This window comes from uncultured Kluyvera sp. (genome assembly GCF_902485085.1).
GTDB lineage: Bacteria > Pseudomonadota > Gammaproteobacteria > Enterobacterales > Enterobacteriaceae > Kluyvera > Kluyvera ascorbata.
In genome coordinates, this window is record NZ_CABTJS010000171.1 from 1 (window position 1) to 23,590 (window position 23,590).

At 55.2% G+C, this 23,590-nt stretch carries 20 protein-coding genes; 19 read left to right on the plus strand and 1 reads right to left on the minus strand.

All coding sequences use genetic code 11. The features are described from left to right. Positions 1 to 174: 174 nt before the first annotated feature. A complete protein-coding gene (locus RDN66_RS20950) occupies positions 175 to 1,758 on the minus strand; it encodes a TerC family protein (RefSeq protein WP_308538161.1) in 1,584 nt (527 codons plus the stop codon). Positions 1,759 to 2,415: 657 nt separating this feature from the next. On the opposite strand from RDN66_RS20950, the gene RDN66_RS20955 reads away from it, so the two are divergent. From RDN66_RS20955 to wcaL, 19 genes are all read left to right on the plus strand, one after another. Beyond that, a complete protein-coding gene (locus RDN66_RS20955) occupies positions 2,416 to 3,549 on the plus strand; it encodes a polysaccharide export protein (protein WP_035893757.1) in 1,134 nt (377 codons plus the stop codon). Between the two features lie 5 nt (positions 3,550 to 3,554). Next, positions 3,555 to 3,998: a low molecular weight protein-tyrosine-phosphatase Wzb gene (gene wzb, locus RDN66_RS20960; protein ID WP_035893755.1), complete on the plus strand. Its 444-nt coding sequence runs from the start codon at positions 3,555 to 3,557 to the stop codon at positions 3,996 to 3,998. A gap of 2 nt (positions 3,999 to 4,000) precedes the next feature. Continuing rightward, positions 4,001 to 6,163 (plus strand): tyrosine-protein kinase Wzc, encoded by a 2,163-nt coding sequence (wzc, locus tag RDN66_RS20965; RefSeq protein ID WP_035893753.1) that lies wholly within the window; start codon positions 4,001 to 4,003, stop codon positions 6,161 to 6,163. 103 nt (positions 6,164 to 6,266) lie between these two features. Next, positions 6,267 to 7,109 (plus strand): colanic acid biosynthesis glycosyltransferase WcaA, encoded by an 843-nt coding sequence (wcaA, locus tag RDN66_RS20970; protein WP_308538162.1) that lies wholly within the window; start codon positions 6,267 to 6,269, stop codon positions 7,107 to 7,109. After that, positions 7,109 to 7,600 carry a colanic acid biosynthesis acetyltransferase WcaB gene (gene wcaB, locus RDN66_RS20975; protein WP_035893749.1) on the plus strand — a complete coding sequence of 164 codons (492 nt, stop codon included), beginning with the start codon at positions 7,109 to 7,111 and terminating at the stop codon, positions 7,598 to 7,600. The genes wcaA and wcaB overlap by 1 nt, the downstream gene beginning before the upstream one ends. Then, positions 7,597 to 8,814 (plus strand): colanic acid biosynthesis glycosyltransferase WcaC, encoded by a 1,218-nt coding sequence (gene wcaC, locus RDN66_RS20980; RefSeq protein WP_308538163.1) that lies wholly within the window; start codon positions 7,597 to 7,599, stop codon positions 8,812 to 8,814. The genes wcaB and wcaC overlap by 4 nt, the downstream gene beginning before the upstream one ends. After that, a complete protein-coding gene (gene wcaD, locus RDN66_RS20985; protein ID WP_202217631.1) occupies positions 8,789 to 10,012 on the plus strand; it encodes a colanic acid polymerase WcaD in 1,224 nt (407 codons plus the stop codon). The genes wcaC and wcaD overlap by 26 nt, the downstream gene beginning before the upstream one ends. 8 nt (positions 10,013 to 10,020) lie before the next feature. After that, a complete protein-coding gene (wcaE, locus tag RDN66_RS20990) occupies positions 10,021 to 10,767 on the plus strand; it encodes a colanic acid biosynthesis glycosyltransferase WcaE (RefSeq protein WP_202217632.1) in 747 nt (248 codons plus the stop codon). 9 nt (positions 10,768 to 10,776) lie between these two features. Continuing rightward, entirely contained in the window at positions 10,777 to 11,331 is a 555-nt protein-coding gene (wcaF, locus tag RDN66_RS20995) for a colanic acid biosynthesis acetyltransferase WcaF (protein WP_202217633.1), read from the plus strand. Positions 11,332 to 11,355: 24 nt separating this feature from the next. Further along, on the plus strand, positions 11,356 to 12,477 hold the full coding sequence (gmd, locus tag RDN66_RS21000; protein ID WP_035893738.1) for a GDP-mannose 4,6-dehydratase: 1,122 nt from the start codon (positions 11,356 to 11,358) through the stop codon (positions 12,475 to 12,477). Positions 12,478 to 12,479: 2 nt separating this feature from the next. After that, on the plus strand, positions 12,480 to 13,445 hold the full coding sequence (locus RDN66_RS21005; protein ID WP_035893736.1) for a GDP-L-fucose synthase: 966 nt from the start codon (positions 12,480 to 12,482) through the stop codon (positions 13,443 to 13,445). A gap of 3 nt (positions 13,446 to 13,448) precedes the next feature. Then, a complete protein-coding gene (locus RDN66_RS21010) occupies positions 13,449 to 13,928 on the plus strand; it encodes a GDP-mannose mannosyl hydrolase (RefSeq protein ID WP_202217634.1) in 480 nt (159 codons plus the stop codon). Beyond that, entirely contained in the window at positions 13,925 to 15,148 is a 1,224-nt protein-coding gene (gene wcaI, locus RDN66_RS21015; protein WP_202217635.1) for a colanic acid biosynthesis fucosyltransferase WcaI, read from the plus strand. The genes RDN66_RS21010 and wcaI overlap by 4 nt, the downstream gene beginning before the upstream one ends. Positions 15,149 to 15,151: 3 nt before the next feature. Continuing rightward, entirely contained in the window at positions 15,152 to 16,588 is a 1,437-nt protein-coding gene (gene cpsB, locus RDN66_RS21020; RefSeq protein WP_202217636.1) for a mannose-1-phosphate guanyltransferase, read from the plus strand. A gap of 103 nt (positions 16,589 to 16,691) precedes the next feature. Further along, positions 16,692 to 18,062 carry a colanic acid biosynthesis phosphomannomutase CpsG gene (gene cpsG / locus RDN66_RS21025; protein WP_123651813.1) on the plus strand — a complete coding sequence of 457 codons (1,371 nt, stop codon included), beginning with the start codon at positions 16,692 to 16,694 and terminating at the stop codon, positions 18,060 to 18,062. 102 nt (positions 18,063 to 18,164) lie between these two features. Next, positions 18,165 to 19,559 carry an undecaprenyl-phosphate glucose phosphotransferase gene (gene wcaJ / locus RDN66_RS21030; protein ID WP_202217637.1) on the plus strand — a complete coding sequence of 465 codons (1,395 nt, stop codon included), beginning with the start codon at positions 18,165 to 18,167 and terminating at the stop codon, positions 19,557 to 19,559. 9 nt (positions 19,560 to 19,568) lie between these two features. Beyond that, complete coding sequence (locus RDN66_RS21035; protein ID WP_308538164.1) at positions 19,569 to 21,050, plus strand: MOP flippase family protein; 1,482 nt, start codon at positions 19,569 to 19,571, stop codon at positions 21,048 to 21,050. Between the two features lie 30 nt (positions 21,051 to 21,080). Then, the gene (gene wcaK / locus RDN66_RS21040) at positions 21,081 to 22,361 is read left to right on the plus strand and encodes a colanic acid biosynthesis pyruvyl transferase WcaK (protein ID WP_035897736.1); all 1,281 of its coding nucleotides are present in this window, start codon (positions 21,081 to 21,083) and stop codon (positions 22,359 to 22,361) included. Next, complete coding sequence (wcaL, locus tag RDN66_RS21045) at positions 22,358 to 23,581, plus strand: colanic acid biosynthesis glycosyltransferase WcaL (RefSeq protein WP_202217639.1); 1,224 nt, start codon at positions 22,358 to 22,360, stop codon at positions 23,579 to 23,581. Before wcaK ends, wcaL begins: the two co-directional genes overlap by 4 nt. Positions 23,582 to 23,590: the final 9 nt, after the last annotated feature.

Here is a 23,590-nt window from a genome sequence, read left to right on the forward strand (position 1 = left end):
ACGGAACAAACACATGAACAACAGATGGAATTGCTAGAGTAGTAAGCGGAAGGTGAAAGTAGCCCCCCTTACAGGGGGCATTCTCAAAAGCCACCTTCTAAGAAGGTGGTCTTTTACTTATTCATGATATTCAGTAGCCCGGCTAAGCGAAGCGCCGCCGGGACAGACTTCTCACTACACCTCGTAATCCCACTCATCATTCTGCGGCGGCGGAATGATCTGCACTTTCTGCACGCGGTGGCTTTCTACCTGCAGCGTTTTGAGTGCCCACAAACCAATCTGCACTTCCTCACCGGCTTTAGGAATACGCTGCAGATGTTCCATCAACAGCCCGGCGATGGTGTGGTATTCGCGCTTCTCGTCCAGCGGCAGCGGGATGTACTGCACCAAATCTTCCAGCGGCATATGCCCATTCGCGGTCCACGTACCGTCGGCATTCTTCTGAATGTCGTGGCGCGCATCAATCTCTTCTGCTTCATTAGGCAGGTTACCGGCGATGGTCTCCGTCACGTCACTCAGCGTCACAATCCCCTCAACCGAACCAAACTCATCCACCACGAAGGCGAAGTGGGTTCGTGCGTTGCGGAACTGTTCCAGCGCCGACAACAGCGGCAGCGCTTCCGGGAAGACCAATGGCTGGCGGATTAACACGCGCAGATCCAGCGGCTCACCGCGCAGCGACTGCTGCAGCAGGTCGATAACGTGTACGACGCCGAGTAAATCCTCTTCATCATTACCGCCGGTCACCACCAGGCGGGTATGCTGGTTTTTCTCCAGCAGCGCGCGCACTTCGCTTTCCGGCGCGCTGAGATCGATGTGCTCGATATCATGACGGGAAGTCATGATGCTGCTTACCGTACGCTGATTGAGATTCAGCACGCGCTCGATCATCCGCCGTTCCTGCGGGTCGAAGATTTGCTGACTGTCCTGGTCTACCAGCAATGAAGCTGTGCCGGCATCAAGTTCTGCATCCTCTTTTTTACCGCTCAGCAGGCGCATCACCGCCTCGGTGGTACGGCTTCTCAGCGACTGATTAGCGGTGAGGAAGCGACGACGGTTGAAGATAGCCAGCTGGTTCAGGAACTCAATCATCACCGAGAAGCCAATAGCGGCGTACAGATAACCTTTCGGAATGACGAGGCCAAAGCCTTCCGCCACCAGGCTGAAGCCAATCATCAGCAGGAAGCTCAGACACAGAATGACAATCGTTGGGTGACTGTTCACAAAACGGGTGAGCGCCCGGCTGGCCATTAGCATCAGGCTGATGGCAATAATAACCGCCGCCATCATGACGGCGAGATGGTCGACCATGCCGACCGCGGTGATGACCGAGTCGAGCGAGAAGACGGCATCCAGCACCACGATTTGCGCCACAACGCCCCAGAAACGCGCGCCGCGCCGTTGTGTTGGGTTGTCGTTATCTTTTCCTTCTAACCGCTCGTTGAGCTCTACCGTCGCTTTAAACAGCAGGAAGAAGCCGCCGACCAGCATAATCAGGTCGCGAGCGCTGAAGGTAAAATCACGAATGCTAAACAGCGGTTTCGTCAGGGTGACCAGCCACGAGATAGAGGCCAGCAGAAGCAGACGCATAAGCATCGCCAGAATCAGGCCGGTGACGCGCGCGCGGTCACGTTGGGCTGGTGGCAGCTTTTCTGCGAGGATGGCGATAAACACCAGATTATCAATTCCGAGAACCAGCTCGATGACGACCAGCGTCACGAGTCCCGCCCAAATAGACGGATCGGCAATCCATTCCATACGTTGGTTAAAACCTTATGTTACTTGACGAATTGATCATGGATAAAGCGACGGCAAATTGCAACGTTTGGCTGCGATTTCTCGCGGCAAAAAACCAATGTACGTCAGGAAATAATAGCGAGAAATGGCCTTAGGTTTATTATTGAGAATATATTTTCAGTGGCGCGGTACTAAAGTTGTCAATATAAAGAAAATCCTAAAAAGTCATACGATATTGATCTTAATCTTATTCTTAAAATTATTTTTTAAGCGGGGCTAACCTTGCCTGCTATTCGCTTAGCTGCAACAATTCTCCCGGTACTGAATGGAATAGCCATTGAGGTACGTCATGAAATAGTCATGCAGGAATGAAAAATCTCTGCATTATATATCCAGGAATATTCTCCATGTTTATTTTTAGCGTGGCTGAATTCCTCATAACAACATGATTTTTAGGTGAATTGGTAGCTGATAGCCAAGGGCGGTAGCGTGCCTGAAAGCGTGAAGCAAAGCCTCGATTATTCTGTCAATAGCCTGCGGACGAATCCAAACTTTTTTCAGATATATGCCAGTTATATTCACCGGAAAATAAATGCATGGTGAGTGTTAGGGTAATCAAATGGTACGGATTAATTTAATTCGCACAGGATAATTTTCTGCCAAAGTGATAAATAATCAATGATGAAATCCAAACTAAAATTGATGCCATTATTGGTGTCGGTAACCTTGATGAGTGGTTGCACCATACTTCCAGGCAGCAATATGTCTACCTACGGAAAAGATGTGATTAAGCAGCAGGATGCTGATTATGACATTGGCCGAATGGTGAATGTTTATCCGCTGACCCCGCGACTGATTGAACAATTACGCCCGCGTCCTAACGTCGCGCAGCCCAACATGTCGCTGGATCAGGAGTTAAGCAATTACCAGTACCGCGTGGGCTCGGGCGATGTTCTGAACGTCACCGTCTGGGACCACCCGGAGCTGACGACTCCGGCGGGGCAATATCGTAGCTCCAGCGATACCGGCAACTGGGTCCAGCCTGACGGCACCATTTTTTATCCCTACATCGGCAAAGTGCAGGTTAAAGGCCGCACGCTGGCGGAAATCCGCCAGACCATCACCCAGCGGCTGGCAGCCTATATTACCGACCCGCAGGTTGACGTGAACGTCGCCGCCTTCCGCTCGCAGAAAGTCTATGTCTCCGGCCAGGTGAATAAATCTGGCCAGCAGGCGATCACCAACGTACCGCTGACCGTACTGGATGCGATTAACGCTGCCGGTGGGCTGGGCGAACTGGCCGACTGGCGCAACGTGGTGCTGACGCACGATGGCCGCGAACAGCGTATTTCCGTTCAGGCGTTGATGCAGAACGGCGATCTGAGCCAGAACCGTCTGCTTTATCCGGGCGACATTCTGTTTGTGCCGCGCAACGACGACCTGAAAGTGTTCGTGATGGGCGAAGTGAAGAAACAGAGTACGCTCAAAATGGACTTCAGCGGCATGACGCTGACCGAAGCGCTCGGCCAGGCGGAAGGTATCGACCTGACCACCTCGGATGCGAGCGGTATCTTCGTGATTCGTCCGACCAAAGAGGGCAACAACGGCAAGATGGCTAACATTTACCAGTTGGATATGTCCGATGCGACCTCGCTGGTGATGGCGACCAACTTTGTTCTGCAGCCTTACGACGTTGTCTACGTCACTACCGCACCGGTTGCCCGCTGGAACCGTCTGATCAACCAACTGTTGCCGACCATCAGTGGCGTTCGCTACATGACCGATACGGCAAAAGACATTCACGACTGGTAACCGACATGTTTAACAAAATTCTCGTGGTATGCGTGGGGAACATCTGCCGTTCCCCGACGGCGGAACGTCTGTTACGCCGTCATCTCCCGGCGGTCACCGTCGAGTCGGCAGGGCTGGGGGCGTTGGTCGGGAAAGCGGCGGATGAGCGCGCCGCCAGCGTCGCAGCGGTGCATGACATTTCCCTTGAAGGGCACTGCGCACGGCAAATCTCCGGACGTATGTGCCGGGAGTACGATCTGATTCTGGCGATGGAGAGGCGACACGTTGCCACCCTGCATGAAATGGCGCCGGAGATGCGCGGCAAAGTGATGCTTTTTGGGCATTGGGATAACGAACGAGAAATCCCCGATCCGTATCGCAAAAGCCGCGAAGCATTTGAAGCGGTGTACCAGTTACTCGACAGGTCTGCCAGCCAGTGGGCGCAGGCATTGAAAGCTCAGCAGGGATAACCATGACTGATAAAGTAAAACAAATAAGCCCGGCGGCCTCGGGCGGTGATGAGATTGATATTGGCCGCCTAGTGGGGACCGTTATTGAAGCGAAGTGGTGGGTGGTTGGCATTACCGCGCTGTTCGCCGCCGCCGCGATTGTCTACGCCATCTTTGCTACACCGATTTATAGCGCCGATGCGCTGGTACGTATTGAGCAGAATCAGGGCAGTGCGCTGGTGCAGGACATCAGCAACGCATTAACCAGCAAGCCACCTGCCTCTGAGGCAGAGATCCAGATGATCACTTCGCGTCTGGTACTGGGCAAAACCGTCGATGACCTGGACCTCGATATTGCGGTCAGCAAAAACACCTTCCCGATCCTCGGGGCAGGCTGGGATCGCTTAATGGGGCGTCAGAACCAGACCGTCAAAGTCACCACCTTCGAGCGTCCGGCCTCGATGGCCGATAGCACCTTTACGCTTGATGTCCTGAGTCCAACCACCTTCCGTTTTAGCAACGATAGCGGTTTCAGCGTTGATGGCAAAGTGGGTGAGCCTGTCAACAAAGGCGGCGTATCGCTAATGGTTGCGGGGATTGCCGCCGATGAAGGGGCCAGCTTTACGGTCACCAAATACTCGACCCTGGGGATGATCAATACCCTGCAAAATAGCCTGAGCGTTACCGAAGATGGTAAAGACTCCGGCGTGCTGACGCTGACCATGGTGGGGGAAGACAAAGACCAGATCCGCGAAATCCTCAACAGCATTGCCCGCAACTACGTGGCGCAGAACGTGGCGCGTAAATCCGAAGAGGCGGCAAAGAGCCTGGAGTTTCTTGAGGTTCAGCTCCCGCAGGTACGTAGCCAGCTTGATATCGCTGAAAACAAACTGAACGCCTACCGTCAACAGAAAGACTCCGTCGACCTGCCGCTGGAAGCAAAATCGGTACTCGACTCGATGGTGAACATCGATGCCCAGTTGAATGAACTGACCTTCCGCGAAGCTGAAATCTCCAAGCTCTACACCAAAATTCACCCGGCGTACCGCACGCTGCTGGAGAAACGTCGTGCGCTGGAAGAAGAGAAGGCGAAGCTGAGCCAACGCGTCACCGCGATGCCAAAAACCCAGCAGGAAATTGTGCGCCTGACCCGTGACGTGGAGTCCGGCCAGCAGGTGTATATGCAGCTGCTGAACAAACAGCAGGAGCTGAAAATCACCAAGGCTAGCACCGTGGGCGACGTGCGTATCGTTGACCCGGCGATTACCCAGCCGGGCGTGGTAAAACCGAAGAAAGCGCTAATTGTGCTTGGCAGCATTATTCTTGGCCTGATGTTGTCGATTGTCGGCGTACTGCTGCGCTCGCTGTTTAATCGCGGTATCGAAAGCCCGCAGGTGCTGGAAGAACATGGTATTAACGTTTACGCCAGCATTCCACTTTCTGAATGGCAGAAATCCCGCGATAGCGTGAAGAGCGTCAACGGCGTGAAGCGCTATAAGCAAAGTCAGCTGCTGGCGGTGGGTAACCCTACTGACCTCGCCATTGAGGCGATTCGTAGCCTGCGCACCAGTCTGCACTTCGCCATGATGCAGGCGCAAAACAACGTGCTGATGATGACCGGCGTGAGTCCTTCTATCGGTAAAACCTTCGTCTGCGCCAACCTCGCGGCGGTGATTAGCCAGACCAACAAGCGCGTGCTGATGATTGACTGCGATATGCGTAAGGGCTACTCCCACGAACTGCTCGGCACCACCAACGATAACGGCCTGTCGGATGTGCTGGTGGGCAAAACGCCGATTGAACAGTGTGCGAAGAAAACGTCGGTTGCCAACTTTGACCTCGTTCCTCGCGGACAAATCCCGCCGAACCCGTCTGAACTGCTGATGGGGGAGCGCTTTAGCGAACTGCTGAAGTGGGGGAGTGCGAACTACGACCTGGTGTTGATCGATACGCCGCCAATTCTTGCGGTGACCGATGCCGCGATTGTGGGACGCCATGCCGGTACCACGCTGATGGTCACACGCTATGCGGTGAACACGCTCAAAGAAGTAGAGACCAGCTTGAGCCGCTTCGAACAGAACGGCATCGCGGTGAAAGGGGTGATCCTCAACTCTATCTTCCGTCGTGCCACCGGTTATCAGGATTACGGCTACTACGAATACGAGTATCAGTCGGACTCAAAATAATTTTTGCACCTCACCTGTAACCCGGACGAGGCGCGCGAGCGCCGACTCCGGGGCATTCCCGGCGTCGTTTCGCTCGGCCGGGCTACTCCATAAGGGATATCGTATGACAACAGACTACCCGTTGATCTCCATCTATATGCCGACCTGGAACCGACAGCAGTTGGCGATTCGCGCCATCAAGTCGGTTCTGCGCCAGGACTATCCCCATTGGGAAATGATTATCGTCGATGATTGTTCCCGCAGCTTCGAGCAGCTCCAGCAGTACATCGACGAACTGAACGATAGCCGCGTGCAGTATACCCGCAACGATTTTAATTCCGGCGCCTGTGCAGTGCGCAATCAGGCGATTTTACAGGCCAAAGGCGAGTTTATTACCGGCATCGACGACGACGACGAGTGGACGCCAACGCGGCTCTCGACCTTTTTGGCGGATAAACAGCAGCTCACTAGCCACGCGTTTCTCTACGCCAACGACTACGTCTGTGAAGGGGAGGTGTATTCGCAGCCAGCGAGCCTGCCGCTGTACCCGAAATCACCGTTCTCTCGCGAGCTGTTCTACAAACGCAACATCATTGGCAACCAGGTCTTTAGCTGGGCGTGGCGTTTTAAAGAGAGCCTGTTTGATACCGAACTAAAGGCGGCGCAGGACTACGACATCTTCCTGCGTATGGTGATGGCCTACGGTGAACCGTGGAAAATTGAGGCGGCGACGCAAATCCTGCACATCAACCACGGGGAAATGCAGATAACCTCCTCGCCGAAAAAATTCTCCGGCAATTTCAGCTTCTATCGCAAGCATAAAGAGAAGTTTGACCGTGCCAGCAAGAAGTACCAGCTGTTCACCCTGTACCAGATCCGCAATAAGCGTATGACCTGGAAGACGTTTCTGACCCTGCTGTCAGTGCGCAACGGCAAGCGTTGGGTTGATGGATTACGGAGCAAATAATGCTACTGGAAGATTTACGTGCCAATAGCTGGAGCCTGCGTCCGTGCTGCATGGTGACTGCCTATCGTATTGCCCATTTCTGTTCGGTGTGGCGCAAAAAAAACGTCCTCAATAATCTGTGGGCCGCGCCGGTGCTGGTGCTCTATCGCATTATCACCGAATGCTTCTTTGGCTATGAAATTCAGGCGGCGGCAACCATTGGCCGACGCTTCACCATTCACCACGGTTATGCGGTGGTCATCAATAAAAACGTCGTCGCGGGGGATGATTTAACCATCCGCCACGGGATTACGCTCGGCAACCGCGGCCCGAATAGCCTGGCGTGCCCAACGCTTGGCAACGGCGTGGAACTAGGGGCGAATGTGGTGATTATTGGCGGCATCACCATCGGCAACCATGTGACTATCGGCGCGGGCAGCGTGGTGCTGGACGATATTCCCGACCACGCGCTTGTCGTGGGGGAGAAGGCGAGAGTGAAGGTCATTAAATGAATATTATGCAATTTAACGTGCGCCTGGCCGAAGGCGGCGCGGCGGGCGTTGCGCTGGACCTGCATCAGCGTGCGCTGCGTCAGGGATTGTCATCGCAGTTTGTCTATGGCTACGGTAAAGGTGGCAAAAAAAGCGTCAGCCACGACAGCTACCCGCAGGTGATGAAGCAGACCACACGCCTGACCTCGATGGCGAATCTTGCGCTGTTCCGTCTGTTTAACCGCGACCTGTTTGGCAATCTGAATAACCTCTACCGTCAGGTGACCCGCACCGAGGGTCCGGTGGTACTGCATTTTCATGTGATGCACAGCTACTGGCTGAATCTCACCGAGGTGATTGATTTTTGCGAGCGCGTCAAAGCGCACAAAGCGGACGTCACGTTGGTCTGGACGCTGCACGACCACTGGAGCGTGACCGGACGCTGTGCGTTTCTCGACGGTTGCGATGGTTGGAAAAGTGGCTGCCAGAAGTGCCCGACGCTGGAGAACTATCCGCCGGTAAAGGTAGACCGCGCGCATCAGCAGGTGGAAGAAAAGCGCCAACTCTTCCGTCGCATGCTGGCACTTGGCTGCCAGTTTATCTCCCCCAGCCAGCACGTGGCAGACGCCTTTAATAGCCTTTATGGCCCGGGGCGCTGCCTGATTATCAATAACGGTATTGATGTGGCGACGGAGGCAATTCTGGCGGATCTGAAGCCGATGACGATGACTACGCCTCGACCAAAAATTGCCGTGGTTGCGCACGACCTGCGCTACGACGGCAAAACCAACCAGCGCCTGGTGCGCGAGATGATGGCGCTTGGCGATAACGTGGAAATTCATACCTTCGGTAAGTTTTCGCCGTTTGAAGGCACCAACGTGGTGAACCACGGTTTTCTGACCGATAAGCGCCAACTGATGAGCGAGCTAAACCAGCTTGACGCGCTGCTGTTTAGCTCCCGCGTTGATAACTATCCGCTCATTCTCTGTGAAGCGCTGTCGATTGGTGTCCCGGTCATTGCTACCCATAGCGATGCGGCAAAAGAGGTGCTGGAAAAATCCGGCGGCCATACGGTGGATGAAAGTGCGGTCATTTCGCTGGTGCAGCGAACGAAAGCGGAGATAGCCCAGGCGGTGTTTGGCACCACGCTTGGTGAATTTAGCGCCCGCAGCCGCAAGGCCTATAGCGGACAACAGATGCTGGAGGAATATGTCTCGTTCTATCAGAGTCTGTAGCTATTTGCTGCTACCGTTAATCTACCTGCTGGTAAACGTCAAACTGGCGCAGCTTGGCGAGAGTTTTCCCATCACCATCGTGACCTTTCTCCCGCTCCTGCTGCTGCTGTTCGTTGAACGCATTAACCTGAAAAAGCTGATGATCGCCCTTGGGGTGGGCGTAGGGCTGACGCTGTTTAACTACGTGTTCGGCCAGTCGCTGGACCCGAGTAAATACGTCACCTCGACGATGCTGTTTGTTTACATCGTTATCATCATTGGCATGGTGTGGAGCATTCGTTTTAAAACGATTTCTCCGCATAACCATCGTAAGATCCTGCGCTTCTTTTACGTGGTCATCGGCATCGTGGTGACGATTGCCGCGCTGGAAATGATGCAAATTATTCTCTCGGGCAGCAGTAGCCTGATTGAGATGATTTCGAAATATCTTATATACAGCAATAGCTATGTTCTGAACTTTATCAAGTTCGGCGGTAAGCGTACTACGGCCCTCTATTTTGAACCGGCATTCTTCGCTCTGGCATTAATCTCAATTTGGCTCTGCATCAAACAGTTTGGTATCAAAACCCCAAAATCTGATGCTATGATTCTCGCAGGGATAATTCTTTCAGGGTCGTTCTCCGGGGTAATGACATTTATCTTGTTTTACCTGCTGGAGTGGGCATTTCAGTATCTGAATAAAGAGGCGATCAAGAAGAAATTGCCCTTGGCAATTATTTCATTAGGCGCATTCTTTGTCGGGTTGATATTTGCCGGTCCGTATATTGCGGAACGTCTTGGCGACCTGGGAACGGAAGGGTCATCCTCATATTATCGTATTATCGGCCCGCTGGTGATGGTTGGTTATTCATTGGCCAGCATTGATGGAGTGGTGCGATTCGGTTCTCTTTACGAATATGTTGCATCATTCGGAATATTTAACGGTGCGGATGTCGGAAAAACAATAGACAATGGTCTGTACCTGTTAATGATTTATTTTTCATGGTTTGCCGTAATATTAACGGCTGGCTATCTGTATTATGTTTTCAAAATGTTCATTAACGCTTTTGGGAATAATCGCAATTTCGCCGTGCAGTTGTATCTTTTTACGCCGGTGTCATTATTTTTTACCGGTTCGATATTTAGCCCGGAATATGCATTTTTAATTGTGTGTCCTTTTATTCTGCGTAAAGCGCTGAATATTGCCGACAGCAGATGAGGTGAAACATGTTGTTAAGTGTGATTACCGTGGCGTTTCGCAACTACGATGGTGTGATGAAAACCTGGCGCTCGCTGGCGCATCTGGCTAACGATCCCAGCCTCGATTTTGAGTGGATTGTGGTCGATGGCGGCTCTGAAGATGGCACCGCGGAATTTCTCGAAAAACGTAATGGACAGTACAAGTTACGCTATGTCAGCGAGCCGGATAAAGGGCTGTATGACGCGATGAATAAAGGCATCCGCATGGCGCAGGGGAAGTTTGTTCTGTTCCTCAATTCTGGTGACAGCTTTCACCCTGACGTCTCGCAATTTGTCCGTCAGTTGCGCGGTAAGCCTGATGATGCCATGTACCTCGGCGATGCCATGCTCGACTTCGGCGACGGCACCCAGGTTCGCCGCAGTGCGAAGCAGGGCTGGTATATTTACCACAGTCTACCGGCCAGCCATCAGGCTATTTTCTTCCCGCTGCGTGGGCTGAGAAATTATCCTTACGATGTGCAGTATCGTGTTTCATCAGATTATGCACTTGCCGCCAGAATGTATAAGTCAGGCTATGCCTTTAAGCGAATTAAAGGACTGGTGTCGGAATTTTCGATGGGCGGCGTGTCAACCACTAACAATCTGCAACTGTGTCAGGATGCTAAAAAAGTTCAGCGTGAAATATTACGCATGCCAGCTGTGCTGACGGAATTATCTTATTTATTACGCCTGCGGACGACCGGGAAAACGAAAGCCTTATATCACAAAGCATAAGGAAGCAGAATGCAGGATTTATCTGGCTTTACGGTACCCAAAGGTTTTCGCGGTGCCGGAGGCATTAAAGTTCAAATTTGGTGGGCGGTGCAGGCAACATTATTTGCCTGGTCTCCGCAGATACTCTACCGCTGGCGTGCATTTTTATTGCGTTTGTTTGGCGCAAAAATAGGAAAAAACGTAGTGATTCGCCCCTCGGTGAAAATCACCTATCCGTGGAAATTAACCATTGGTGATTATGCGTGGGTCGGCGATGACACAGTGTTATATACCCTTGGTGATATTACTCTTGGGGCAAATTCAGTCGTTTCACAGAAATGTTATTTGTGCACCGGCAGCCACGATTATCAGAGCGCGCATTTTGATATTAACGCCGCACCTATTGTGGTCGGTGAGAAATGCTGGCTGGCAACGGATGTGTTTGTTGCACCCGGTGTAACGATTGGCGACGGCACCATCGTTGGTGCGCGAAGCAGCGTTTTTAAATCGTTACCGGCAAATGTGATTTGCCGTGGCAATCCCGCAGTGGTCACGCGTCAACGCGTTGAGAAAGTTACTCCCTAAACGGGACTATTTGAGGAAAATATAATGTCGAAAGTCGCACTTATTACCGGCGTAACCGGGCAGGATGGTTCTTATCTGGCGGAGCTGCTGCTGGAAAAAGGGTATGAAGTTCACGGGATCAAGCGTCGTGCTTCCTCTTTTAACACCGAACGTGTCGATCACATCTATCAGGATCCACACAGCAGCAACCCGAAATTTCACCTGCACTACGGCGATTTGACCGACAGCTCCAACCTGACGCGCATCCTGCAAGAAGTGCAGCCGGATGAAGTATATAACCTGGGGGCGATGAGCCACGTGGCCGTATCCTTTGAATCCCCGGAATATACCGCTGACGTGGATGCGATGGGCACGCTGCGTCTGCTGGAAGCCATTCGCTTCCTGGGCCTGGAGAAGAAAACCCGTTTCTATCAGGCGTCTACCTCTGAACTGTACGGCCTGGTACAAGAGATCCCGCAGAAAGAAACCACCCCGTTCTATCCGCGCTCGCCGTATGCCGTCGCCAAACTGTATGCCTACTGGATCACCGTTAACTACCGTGAGTCCTATGGTATGTACGCCTGTAACGGCATCCTGTTCAACCACGAATCCCCGCGCCGCGGCGAAACCTTCGTGACCCGCAAAATCACCCGCGCGATTGCCAACATTGCCCAGGGTCTGGAGAAGTGCCTGTACCTCGGCAACATGGACTCCCTGCGTGACTGGGGCCATGCCAAAGACTACGTCAAAATGCAGTGGATGATGCTGCAGCAGGAACAGCCGGACGATTTCGTTATCGCCACCGGCGTGCAGTATTCCGTGCGTCAGTTCGTCGAAATGGCCGCAGCACAGCTCGGTATTAAACTGCGCTTTGAAGGCAAAGGCGTGGAAGAGAAGGGGATTGTGGTCTCCGTGACCGGTCATGATGCGCCGGGTGTGAAGCCGGGCGATGTGATGGTAGCCGTTGACCCACGTTACTTCCGTCCTGCTGAAGTGGAAACCCTGCTCGGCGACCCAACCAAAGCGCACGAAAAACTGGGCTGGAAACCAGAAATCACCCTGCAGGAGATGGTCTCTGAAATGGTCGCCAAAGACCTCGAAGCGGCGAAAAAACACTCCCTGCTGAAATCCCACGGTTACGAAGTGGCGATCGCGCTGGAGTCTTAAGTATGACCAGACAACGTATTTTTGTGGCGGGCCACCGGGGAATGGTGGGCTCTGCCATCGTCCGACAGCTTGAGCAGCGCGGCGACGTGGATCTGGTTCTGCGCAGCCGCGACGAACTCAACCTGCTGGATAGCCGCGAGGTGAACGATTTCTTCGCCCGCGAAAATATCACTCAGGTGTATCTGGCGGCGGCGAAGGTGGGCGGTATTGTCGCCAACAACACCTTCCCGGCGGACTTCATCTACGAAAACATGATGATTGAAAGCAACATCATTCACGCGGCGCATACGCACAACGTGAACAAGCTGTTGTTTCTCGGTTCATCCTGTATTTATCCGAAGATGGCCAACCAGCCGATGCACGAAAGCGAACTGCTGCAGGGCACGCTTGAAGCCACTAACGAACCGTACGCGATTGCCAAAATCGCCGGTATCAAGCTGTGCGAATCCTACAACCGTCAGCATAACCGCGACTACCGCTCGGTGATGCCGACCAACCTGTACGGGCCGAACGACAACTTCCACCCGAGTAACTCCCACGTGATCCCGGCGCTGCTGCGCCGCTTCCACGAGGCGGTGCAGAAGAACGACGCCGACGTGGTGGTGTGGGGCAGCGGCACGCCAATGCGCGAGTTCCTTCATGTCGATGATATGGCGGCTGCCAGCATTCACGTGATGGAGCTGGACCGCAGCGTGTGGCTTGAAAACACGCAGCCAATGCTGTCGCACATCAACGTCGGTACCGGCGTTGACTGTACCATCCGTGAGCTGGCGCAGACGCTGGCGAAAGTGGTGGGCTTTAAAGGCCGCGTGGTGTTTGACGCCACCAAGCCGGATGGGACGCCGCGAAAGCTGCTCGACGTATCGCGCCTGCATCAACTGGGTTGGTATCATGAGATTTCGCTGGAGGCTGGTCTTGCCAGTACCTACCAGTGGTTCCTTGAAAACCAGCACCGCTTCCGGGGGTAACGCATGTTTCTGAACGAGGAGGCGTTTGCCACCGTGGTGCAGTCTACGCCGCTCATTTCTATCGATTTGATCGTCGAGAACGCGCAGGGCGAGTTTCTGTTGGGTAAACGCACCAACCGTCCAGCGCAGGGATTCTGGTTTGTCCCTGGCGGCCGGGTACAGAAAGATGAACCGCTGGCCGAGGCCTTTGCCCGCCTCACTCAGGCGGAACTGGGACTGAGCCTGCCGATGACGGCAGGCCGCTTCTACGGCGTCTGGCAGCATTTCTACGATGACAACTTTTCGGGGACGGATTTTTCCACCCATTACATCGTGCTGGGGTTCCGCCTACAGGTGGACGCTGATGCGCTCACGCTGCCAGAAGCTCAGCATAACGACTATCGCTGGATGAGCCCTAAGGCGCTACTGGCGGCGGATAACGTCCACGAAAACAGCCGTGCCTACTTCAGGGTCGACAAAATGGCCGAGGTACCGGGCTTATGAAGATTCTGGTGTATGGCATCAACTACTCGCCTGAACTGACCGGCATCGGCAAATATACCGGCGAAATGGTGGAATGGATGGCGCGACAGGGCCACGAAGTGCGGGTGATTACCGCACCGCCGTACTACCCGGAATGGCAGGTTGGAGTGAACTACTCAAGCTGGCGCTACCGCCGGGAAGAGGGCGAGGCCACGGTGTGGCGCTGCCCGCTGTACGTGCCAAAGCAGCCCTCGACGCTCAAGCGCCTGCTGCATCTTGGCAGCTTCGCGCTCAGCAGCTTCTTCCCGCTGATGGCCCAGCGTCGCTGGAAGCCGGACCGCATTATCGGCGTAGTGCCGACCCTGTTCTGCACGCCGGGTATGCGCCTGCTGGCAAAACTCTCCGGGGCGCGCACGCTGCTGCATATTCAGGATTACGAAGTTGACGCGATGTTGGGGCTGGGCATGGCCGGTAACGGCAAATCCGGCAAAGTGGCCAGGCTTGCCAGCGCCTTTGAGCGCAGCGGGCTGCACAACGTTGACAACGTGTCGACTATCTCGCGTTCGATGATGAACAAAGCCTGCGAGAAGGGCGTTCCGGCGGAGAAGGTGATCTTCTTCCCTAACTGGTCTGAAGTATCGCGTTTTCGCGAGGTGCCTGAGACGCTGGTTATCGCGCTGCGTCAGCGGCTGGGGCTGCCCGATGACCGCAAAATAGTGCTTTATTCCGGCAACATCGGCGAAAAACAGGGGCTGGAAAGCGTGATTAGCGCAGCTGTTCAGCTTCGCGAACAGCCGCTGCTGTTTGTGATTGTCGGTCAGGGCGGCGGCAAAGCGCGGCTGGAAAAAATGGCCGCTGAATGCGGGCTGGATAACGTGAAGTTCCTGCCGCTGCAATCCTATGAAGATTTACCCGCCCTGCTGGCGATGGGCGACTGCCATCTGGTCATTCAGAAGCGTGGCGCGGCGGATGCTGTACTGCCGTCCAAACTGACCAATATTCTGGCGGTGGGCGGCAACGCGGTGATTACCGCAGAAGCGGACACCGAGCTCGGACAGCTGTGTCTCGACAACCCAGGCATCGCGGTGTGCGTTATGCCTGAATCGGTTCCGTCGCTGGTGGAAGGGATTGAACAGGCGCTGAGCATGCCAAAACGCAATGCGATTGCCCGCGCCTGGGCAGAACGCTCGCTCGAAAAAGAGCACGTTCTTAACCAATTTATTGCTGATATTCGGGGTTAAACGATGAGTCAATCTACGCTTTTCCCGGTCGTGATGGCCGGTGGCTCGGGCAGCCGCCTGTGGCCGTTGTCCCGAGTGCTGTACCCCAAGCAGTTCCTGTGCCTGAAAGGGGACATGACGATGCTGCAGGCCACGGTGAATCGACTGGATGGGGTCAAGTGCGCAAGTCCGGTGGTTATCTGCAACGAGCAGCATCGCTTTATTGTGGCTGAACAACTGCGCCAACTGAACAAGCTGACTGAGAACATTATTCTTGAACCGGCCGGGCGTAATACCGCGCCGGCCATTGCTCTGGCGGCGCTGGCGGCCAGGCGTCGTGAACCGGAAAACGATCCGCTGATGCTGGTGCTGGCGGCAGACCACGTTATCCAGAATGAAGACGCTTTTCGTGCCGCAGTACGTGAAGCCACGCCTTATGCTGAAAGCGGCAAGCTGGTGACCTTCGGTATTGTCCCTAACGTGCCGGAAACCGGCTATGGCTATATTCGTCGCGGTGAGGTTACCCCAGGCGAGGGTGACGCGCTGGCGTTTGAAGTCGCGCAGTTTGTCGAAAAACCGAATCTTGAAACCGCTCAGGCCTACGTTGCCTGCGGCGAATATTACTGGAACAGCGGCATGTTCCTGTTCCGCGCCGGGCGTTACCTGGAAGAGCTTGGCAAATACCGCCCGGATATTCTCAGCGCCTGTGAAAAAGCGATGGATGTGACCGACCCGGACCTCGATTTTATTCGCGTTGATGAAGAGGCGTTCCTGGGTTGCCCTGACGAATCCATTGACTATGCCGTCATGGAGCGGACCAACGACGCGGTGGTGGTGCCGATGGACGCAGGCTGGAGCGACGTGGGCTCCTGGTCATCGCTGTGGGAAATCAGCAACCATACGCCGGAAGGCAACGTGCACCACGGCGATGTGATAAGCCATAAAACCGAAAACAGCTACGTGTACGCGGAATCTGGCCTGGTGACGACCGTCGGGGTAAAGGATTTGGTGGTGGTGCAGACCAAAGACGCGGTGCTTATCGCCGATCGCAACGCGGTGCAGGACGTGAAAAAGGTGGTCGAGAAAATTAAGGCCGATGGCCGTCACGAACACCATATCCATCGCGAAGTCTATCGCCCATGGGGCAAATACGACTCTATCGACTCTGGCGACCGCTACCAGGTGAAGCGCATCACCGTGAAGCCGGGCGAGGGACTCTCTCTGCAGATGCATCACCACCGGGCTGAACACTGGATTGTGGTAGCTGGCACCGCCAAAGTGACCCTCAATGATGAAATCACCTTGCTGGGTGAAAACGAGTCAATTTACATCCCGCTGGGCGTCACCCACTGCCTGGAAAACCCGGGGAAAATTCCGCTCGACCTGATTGAAGTGCGCTCCGGCGCCTATCTCGAAGAGGACGACGTGGTGCGATTCGCCGACCGCTACGGGCGCGTCTAACTCTTGTAGGCCGGGTGAGCGAAGCGCCATCCGGCAATTCACGATACGAAAATGATGACCCTCACCGGTCAGGGCTAACTGCTGCCTGAAGAAAGGTAAAAACATGAAAAAACTGACCTGTTTTAAAGCCTACGACATCCGCGGCAAGCTGGGTGAAGAGCTCAACGAAGAGATTGCCTGCCGCATTGGCCGCGCCTATGGCGAGTACCTGAAACCCAAAACCGTGGTGCTGGGCGGGGACGTACGCCTGACCAGCGAAGCGCTGAAATTAGCGCTGGCGCGCGGTCTGCGCGATGCGGGCGTGGACGTACTGGATATCGGCCTCGCCGGTACCGAAGAGATCTATTTCGCCACCTTCCATTTAGGCGTGGACGGCGGGATTGAAGTGACCGCCAGCCACAATCCGATGGACTACAACGGCATGAAGCTGGTACGCGAAGGCGCGCGCCCTATCAGCGGTGACACCGGGCTTCGCGATATTCAGCGCCTGGCGGAAGAGAACTTCTTCCCGCCGGTTGATGAGGCTAAACGCGGTAGCTATCAGCAGATTAACCTGCGCGATGCCTACGTTGACCATCTGCTTGGCTATATCGACGTGAAAAATCTCACCCCGCTTAAGCTGGTTATCAACTCCGGTAACGGTGCGGCTGGCCCGGTGGTTGACGCACTGGAAGCCCGCTTTAAAGCGCTGAACGTACCGGTCAGCCTGATTAAGGTACACAACGAGCCGGACGGTAACTTCCCGCACGGTATTCCTAACCCGCTGCTGCCGGAGTGCCGCGACGACACCCGCGATGCGGTGTTGAAGTACGGCGCGGATATGGGCATCGCCTTTGACGGCGACTTCGACCGCTGCTTCCTGTTCGACGAGCAAGGGCAGTTTATCGAGGGCTATTACATCGTCGGCCTGCTGGCGGAAGCCTTCCTTGAGAAAAACCCGGGCGCGCGCATTATTCACGACCCGCGCCTGTCCTGGAACACTGTTGACGTGGTGACCGCCGCAGGCGGCACGCCGGTGATGTCGAAAACCGGCCACGCGTTTATCAAAGAGCGCATGCGTAAGGACGACGCGGTATACGGCGGCGAGATGAGCGCTCACCACTACTTCCGCGATTTTGCCTACTGCGACAGCGGCATGATCCCGTGGCTGCTGGTGAGCGAGCTGCTGTGCCTGAAGGGTAAAACGCTGGGGCAACTGGTGCACGACCGCATGGCGGCGTTCCCGGCAAGCGGCGAAATCAACAGCCAGTTGAAAGCGCCGTCGGAGGCGATTGCTCGCGTGGAAGCGCATTTCGCCAGCAGCGCGCTGGAAATTGACCGCACGGATGGCATCAGCCTGGCGTTTGCCGACTGGCGTTTCAACCTGCGTTCGTCAAATACCGAGCCAGTGGTGCGTCTGAACGTAGAGTCTCGCGGCAATACGCCGCTGATGCAGGCGCGAACGCAGGACATTCTGGCGCTGCTTAATCAGTAACAACTGCCCTTCGTCCTCTCGAAGAGAGGACGTACCCGGTTTTCTCTCGCCCCTTTTGGGAGAGGGTCGGGGCGAGGGGAAAACGACGAAATAGGACCGACGATGACGACTCTAAAAAAGCGCGAACGAGCCAAAACGAATGCATCGTTAATCTCCATGGTGCAACGTTTTTCAGATATCACCATCATGATAGGTGGGCTGTGGCTGGTGTGTCAGGCGGTCGCGTTGCCGTTTTTGTACCTGCATCTGTTGATGGCACTGGTCACGCTGGTGGTGTTCCAGATGATTGGTGGGATCACTGATTTTTATCGTTCATGGCGTGGCGTCCGTATTACCACTGAGCTGCTACTGCTGCTGCAAAACTGGACGCTGAGCTTAGTCTTTACCGCTGGGCTGCTGGCGTTTAACGACGACTTTAATACCAACTTCTCCATGTGGCTGGCCTGGTATCTGCTGAGCACCATTGGCATGCTGGCGAGCCGGGCGTTCATCCGCTACGGCGCGGGTGTGTTGCGCCATCGTGGTTATAACACCCGCTATGTGGCGGTGGCCGGTGATATGCCGGAAGGGCAGGCGCTGCTGGAAAGCTTCCGCAATCAGCCATGGCTCGGCTATGCGGTTGTCGGCTGCTATCACGATGCGAAACCAGGCGGCGTTAACACCGACTGGATGGGCAACTTTGAACAGCTGCTGGAGGATGCGCGTAACGGCAAAATCCACAACGTCTATATCTCCATGGCGATGCAGGACGAAATCCAGATTAAAAATCTGGTGCGCGACTTAGCGGACACCACCTGCACCGTGCTGCTGATCCCTGACGTCTTCACCTTCAACATTCTGCATTCCCGCGTCGAAGTGGTGAACGGTATTCCCGTTGTTCCGCTGTACGACACGCCGCTCTCTGGCGTGAACCGCATCCTGAAACGGCTGGAGGATATCGTGCTGGCCAGCGGCATTCTGCTGCTTATCTCACCGGCGCTGTGCTGCATCGCGTTGGCGGTGAAGCTGAGTTCGCCGGGGCCAGTCATCTTCCGTCAGACCCGCTATGGCATGGACGGCAAACCTATCAAGGTATGGAAATTCCGCTCCATGAAGGTGATGGAGAACGACAAAGTGGTGACACAGGCGACGCAGAACGACCCGCGTGTGACACGCGTGGGCAACTTCCTGCGCCGTACTTCTCTCGATGAACTGCCGCAGTTTATCAACGTTCTTACCGGCGGAATGTCTATCGTCGGCCCGCGTCCGCACGCGGTGGCGCACAACGAACAGTACCGTCAGTTGATTGAGGGCTACATGCTGCGCCACAAAGTGAAGCCCGGTATTACCGGCTGGGCGCAGATCAACGGCTGGCGCGGCGAGACCGACACCCTGGAAAAAATGGAAAAACGCGTGGAGTTCGACCTCGAATACATCCGTGAGTGGAGCCTGTGGCTCGATATCAAAATTGTTTTCCTGACGGTGTTTAAAGGCTTCGTCAATAAAGCAGCCTATTGAGGACGTAACATGGGCTTACGAGAAAAAACCATTAACGGCGCGAAATGGTCGGCGATGGCAACGGTGGTGATTATTGGCCTCGGGCTGGCGCAGATGACCGTGCTGGCGCGGCTGTTTGACGGCCATCAGTTTGGTCTGCTGACCGTGTCGCTGGTGATAATCGCGCTGGCGGACACGCTGTCGGATTTCGGCATCGCCAACTCGATTATCCAGCGTAAAGCAATCAGCCACCTGGAACTGACCACGCTCTACTGGCTGAATGTGGGCCTTGGAGTGGTGGTCTTTGCGGCGGTCTATCTGCTGAGCGATACCATCGCCACTCTGCTTAACAACCCGGACTTAGCGCCGCTGATTAAAACCTTGTCGCTGGCGTTCGTGGTGATTCCCCACGGCCAGCAGTTCCGCGCGCTGATGCAAAAGGAGCTGGAGTTCAACAAGATTGGTTCCATTGAGACCGCCGCCGTGCTGTCGGGCTTCACCTTTACGGTGGTGAGCGCCTGCTTCTGGCCGCTGGCGATGACGGCCATTCTCGGCTATCTGGTGAACAGCGCGGTGCGTACGCTGCTGTTCGGCTACTTTGGCCGCAAAATTTACCGTCCGGGTCTGCATTTTTCGCTAGCTACCGTGATGCCCAACCTGCGTTTTGGCGCGTGGCTAACGGCGGACAGCATCGTTAACTATATCAACACCAATCTCTCTACCCTGACGCTTGCACGCATTCTTGGAGCGAGCGTAGCGGGTGGCTACAACCTGGCCTATAACGTGGCGGTGGTGCCACCAATGAAGCTCAACCCGATTATCACCCGCGTGCTGTTCCCGGCGTTTGCCAAAATTCAGGACGATAACGACAAGCTGCGGGTGAACTTCTACAAGCTGCTGTCGGTGGTGGGGATTATCAACTTCCCGGCGCTGCTGGGGCTGATGGTGGTGAGCAATAACTTTGTACCGCTGGTGTTTGGCGAGAAGTGGATGCACATCGTACCTATCCTGCAATTGCTGTGCGTGGTGGGGCTGCTGCGCTCGGTGGGTAACCCGATTGGCTCGCTGCTGATGGCCAAAGCGCGCGTGGATATCAGCTTTAAATTCAACGTGTTTAAAACCTTTCTGTTTATTCCCGCGGTGATTGTCGGCGGAGAGATGGGCGGCGCGATTGGCGTCACGCTCGGCTTCCTGCTGGTGCAAATCATCAACACCATTCTCAGCTACTTCGTGATGATAAAACCGGTGCTGGGGCAGGGCTACCGTGACTACCTGCTGAGCCTGTGGCTGCCGTTCAGGCTTTCACTACCAACGCTTATCACCAGCTATGCGGTCGGCCGGCTGCTGGCGGGCAGCGTGTCGCTGCCGATGCTGCTGGTGTTACAGGTGCTGGTTGGCGTGCTCAGCTTTGCGCTGGTGATTGTGCTGTCGCGCAATAGCCTGCTGATTGAACTTAAAAAACCGCTCTGTCGGAGCCAGAAACTGAAGACGCTGCTACGCGTCCCTAATTGATTTGCTTGAAACCCCTTTGATGAGGCCATGATGAAATTATTAATTTTGGGAAACCACACCTGCGGCAACCGCGGCGATAGCGCCATTATGCGTGGCCTGCTCGATGCCATCGTCCGCCAACAGCCGGACGTTGAAATGGACGTGATGAGCCGTTTCCCTGTCAGTTCTTCCTGGTTGCAGGGGCGTGAGATTATCGCCGATCCGCTGTATCAGCTGAGCCAGAAGCAGCAGGCGGCAGGGGGCATGAGCGGGCGCGTGAAGAAAGTGCTGCGCCGCCGCTTCCAGCACAAGATCCTGCTGGCGAAGGTGACCGGCGAGGGCAAACTGCGTAACTTTGAAATTGCGCCGGAGTTCCATGAGTTTGTGCGCTTTCTCGGCAATTACGATGCGATTATCCAGGTTGGCGGCTCGAACTACGTCGATCTTTACGGCTTGACCCACTTTGAATACCCGCTGTGCGCTTTTATGGCCAATAAGCCGATCTACATGATTGGCCACAGCGTAGGGCCGTTCCAGAATCCGGACTTTAACCAGCTAGCGAATTACACCTTTGGCCGCACCAATGCGCTGATCCTGCGTGAGACGGTGAGCCGCGAGCTGATGGCGAAAGCGGAGATTGATACCTCGAAAGTGGAGCAGGGGGTGGACACCGCCTGGCTGGTTGAGCACCGTAACGACAGCTTTGAACCGAGCTACGCGGTGCAGCACTGGCTGAACCTGACCGCACAGCGCAAAACCGTGGCGATTACCCTGCGCGAGCTGGAGCCGTTCGATAAACGCCTTGGCACCACCCAGCAGGCGTACGAAAAAGCCTTTGCCGAGGTGGTGAACCGCATGATTGCTGATGGTTATCAGGTGCTGGCGCTCTCAACCTGTACCAGTATCGACCGTTATAACCGCGATGACCGCATGGTCGCGCTGCGTATGGCGCAGTTTGTGGAAAACCGCGAGCATTTCCATATCGCCATGGATGAACTGAACGACGTGGAGATTGGCAAGATCCTCGCCTCCTGCGAGCTGACCATCGGCACACGTCTGCATTCGGCGATTATCTCCATGAACTTTGGCACCCCGGCGATTGCCATTAACTACGAGCACAAGTCCGCAGGCATCATGCAGCAATTGGGGATGCCGGAGATGGCTATCGACATTCGCCACCTGTTGGATGGTTCGATGCAGAGCGTCGTTGGCGATATCCTTAATCAGCTTCCGGCGCTGGGTGAGCGCGTTGCCGCCGCAGTAGAAGGGGAACGCCAGAAGGGCTTCACCATGATCGAATCGGTGCTTAGCCGCATCCGGGAGGGCCGATGAAAGTCAGCTTCTTTCTGCTGAAATTCCCGTTATCGTCAGAGACCTTCGTCCTGAACCAGATTGTGGCGTTTATTGAGATGGGCTATGAGGTGGAGATTGTCGCGCTGCAAAAGGGCGACCTTACTAACACCCATGCTGCCTACACCCAGTACCAGCTGGCGGAGAAGGTCCACTGGCTGCAGGATGAACCCGCCAGCACGCTGGAAAAGCTGCGCTACCGTGCCTTCAGCACGCTGCGCGGCCTGCATTGTCCCGCCGTCTGGCGGGCGTTGAATACCCGGCGATACGGGCAGGAGGCGCGTAATCTGATCCTCTCCTCGATTTGCAGCCGCACGCCGCAAGCAATCACCGCCGACATCTTCATCGCGCACTTTGGCCCTGCGGGCGTGACGGCGGCGAAGCTGCGCGAGCTGGGCGTTATATCAGGCAAGATTGCTACCGTTTTCCACGGCATTGATATCTCCAGCCGGGAAGTACTGAACCACTATACCGGTGAGTATCAGCAGTTGTTCCGCCGCGGTGACATGATGCTGCCCATCAGCCAACTATGGGCGGAACGCCTACAGGCAATGGGCTGCCCGGCGGATAAAATTACCGTCTCACGCATGGGCGTGAATATGGACCGATTTTCGCTGCGCCCGTTAAAAGCGCCAGATGCCTGCCTACAGATTATTTCCGTCGCCCGACTGACCGAGAAAAAGGGGCTGCACGTGGCGATTGAAGCCTGCCGTCAGCTCAAAGAGCAGGGCGTTAATTTTCGCTATCGCATTCTCGGCATTGGCCCCTGGGAGCGCCGTTTACGTACACTGATCGAGCAGTATCAACTGGAAGACCGCGTGGAGATGCCGGGATTTAAACCCAGCCATGAGGTGAAAGCGATGCTCGATGACGCCGACGTGTTCTTGCTGCCGTCCATCACCGGCGCTGATGGTGACATGGAGGGTATCCCGGTGGCGCTGATGGAGGCGATGGCGGTAGGCATTCCGGTGCTTTCTACCGTACACAGCGGAATTCCCGAGCTGATTGCCTCCGGTGATTCTGGCTGGCTGGTGGCTGAAAATGACGCGCAGGCGCTGGCCGAGAAACTCAAGTTCGTCGGGCGGATGGATGAACGGAGCCTTCAGCCCGTGCTTCAGCGCGCCCGTACTAAGGTAGAAACTGATTTTAATCAGCAGGTTATCAACCGACAGCTTGCTAACCTGCTGCACACGCTTTGCTGAGGAGGTGCC

Bases quoted from the DNA above. Each gene is read 5' to 3' on its own strand.
- wcaJ (WP_202217637.1), top strand. From the start codon at position 18,165: ATGACGACTCTAAAAAAGCGCGAACGAGCCAAAACGAATGCATCGTTA.
- RDN66_RS21010 (WP_202217634.1), top strand. From the start codon at position 13,449: ATGTTTCTGAACGAGGAGGCGTTTGCCACCGTGGTGCAGTCTACGCCG.
- cpsB (WP_202217636.1), top strand. From the start codon at position 15,152: ATGAGTCAATCTACGCTTTTCCCGGTCGTGATGGCCGGTGGCTCGGGC.
- wcaK (WP_035897736.1), top strand. From the start codon at position 21,081: ATGAAATTATTAATTTTGGGAAACCACACCTGCGGCAACCGCGGCGAT.
- RDN66_RS21005 (WP_035893736.1), top strand. From the start codon at position 12,480: ATGACCAGACAACGTATTTTTGTGGCGGGCCACCGGGGAATGGTGGGC.
- wcaI (WP_202217635.1), top strand. From the start codon at position 13,925: ATGAAGATTCTGGTGTATGGCATCAACTACTCGCCTGAACTGACCGGC.
- wcaC (WP_308538163.1), top strand. From the start codon at position 7,597: ATGAATATTATGCAATTTAACGTGCGCCTGGCCGAAGGCGGCGCGGCG.
- wcaL (WP_202217639.1), top strand. From the start codon at position 22,358: ATGAAAGTCAGCTTCTTTCTGCTGAAATTCCCGTTATCGTCAGAGACC.
- wzb (WP_035893755.1), top strand. From the start codon at position 3,555: ATGTTTAACAAAATTCTCGTGGTATGCGTGGGGAACATCTGCCGTTCC.
- RDN66_RS20950 (WP_308538161.1), bottom strand. From the start codon at position 1,758: ATGGAATGGATTGCCGATCCGTCTATTTGGGCGGGACTCGTGACGCTG.
- RDN66_RS20955 (WP_035893757.1), top strand. From the start codon at position 2,416: ATGATGAAATCCAAACTAAAATTGATGCCATTATTGGTGTCGGTAACC.
- cpsG (WP_123651813.1), top strand. From the start codon at position 16,692: ATGAAAAAACTGACCTGTTTTAAAGCCTACGACATCCGCGGCAAGCTG.
- wzc (WP_035893753.1), top strand. From the start codon at position 4,001: ATGACTGATAAAGTAAAACAAATAAGCCCGGCGGCCTCGGGCGGTGAT.
- gmd (WP_035893738.1), top strand. From the start codon at position 11,356: ATGTCGAAAGTCGCACTTATTACCGGCGTAACCGGGCAGGATGGTTCT.
- wcaF (WP_202217633.1), top strand. From the start codon at position 10,777: ATGCAGGATTTATCTGGCTTTACGGTACCCAAAGGTTTTCGCGGTGCC.
- wcaA (WP_308538162.1), top strand. From the start codon at position 6,267: ATGACAACAGACTACCCGTTGATCTCCATCTATATGCCGACCTGGAAC.
- wcaB (WP_035893749.1), top strand. From the start codon at position 7,109: ATGCTACTGGAAGATTTACGTGCCAATAGCTGGAGCCTGCGTCCGTGC.
- wcaD (WP_202217631.1), top strand. From the start codon at position 8,789: ATGTCTCGTTCTATCAGAGTCTGTAGCTATTTGCTGCTACCGTTAATC.
- wcaE (WP_202217632.1), top strand. From the start codon at position 10,021: ATGTTGTTAAGTGTGATTACCGTGGCGTTTCGCAACTACGATGGTGTG.
- RDN66_RS21035 (WP_308538164.1), top strand. From the start codon at position 19,569: ATGGGCTTACGAGAAAAAACCATTAACGGCGCGAAATGGTCGGCGATG.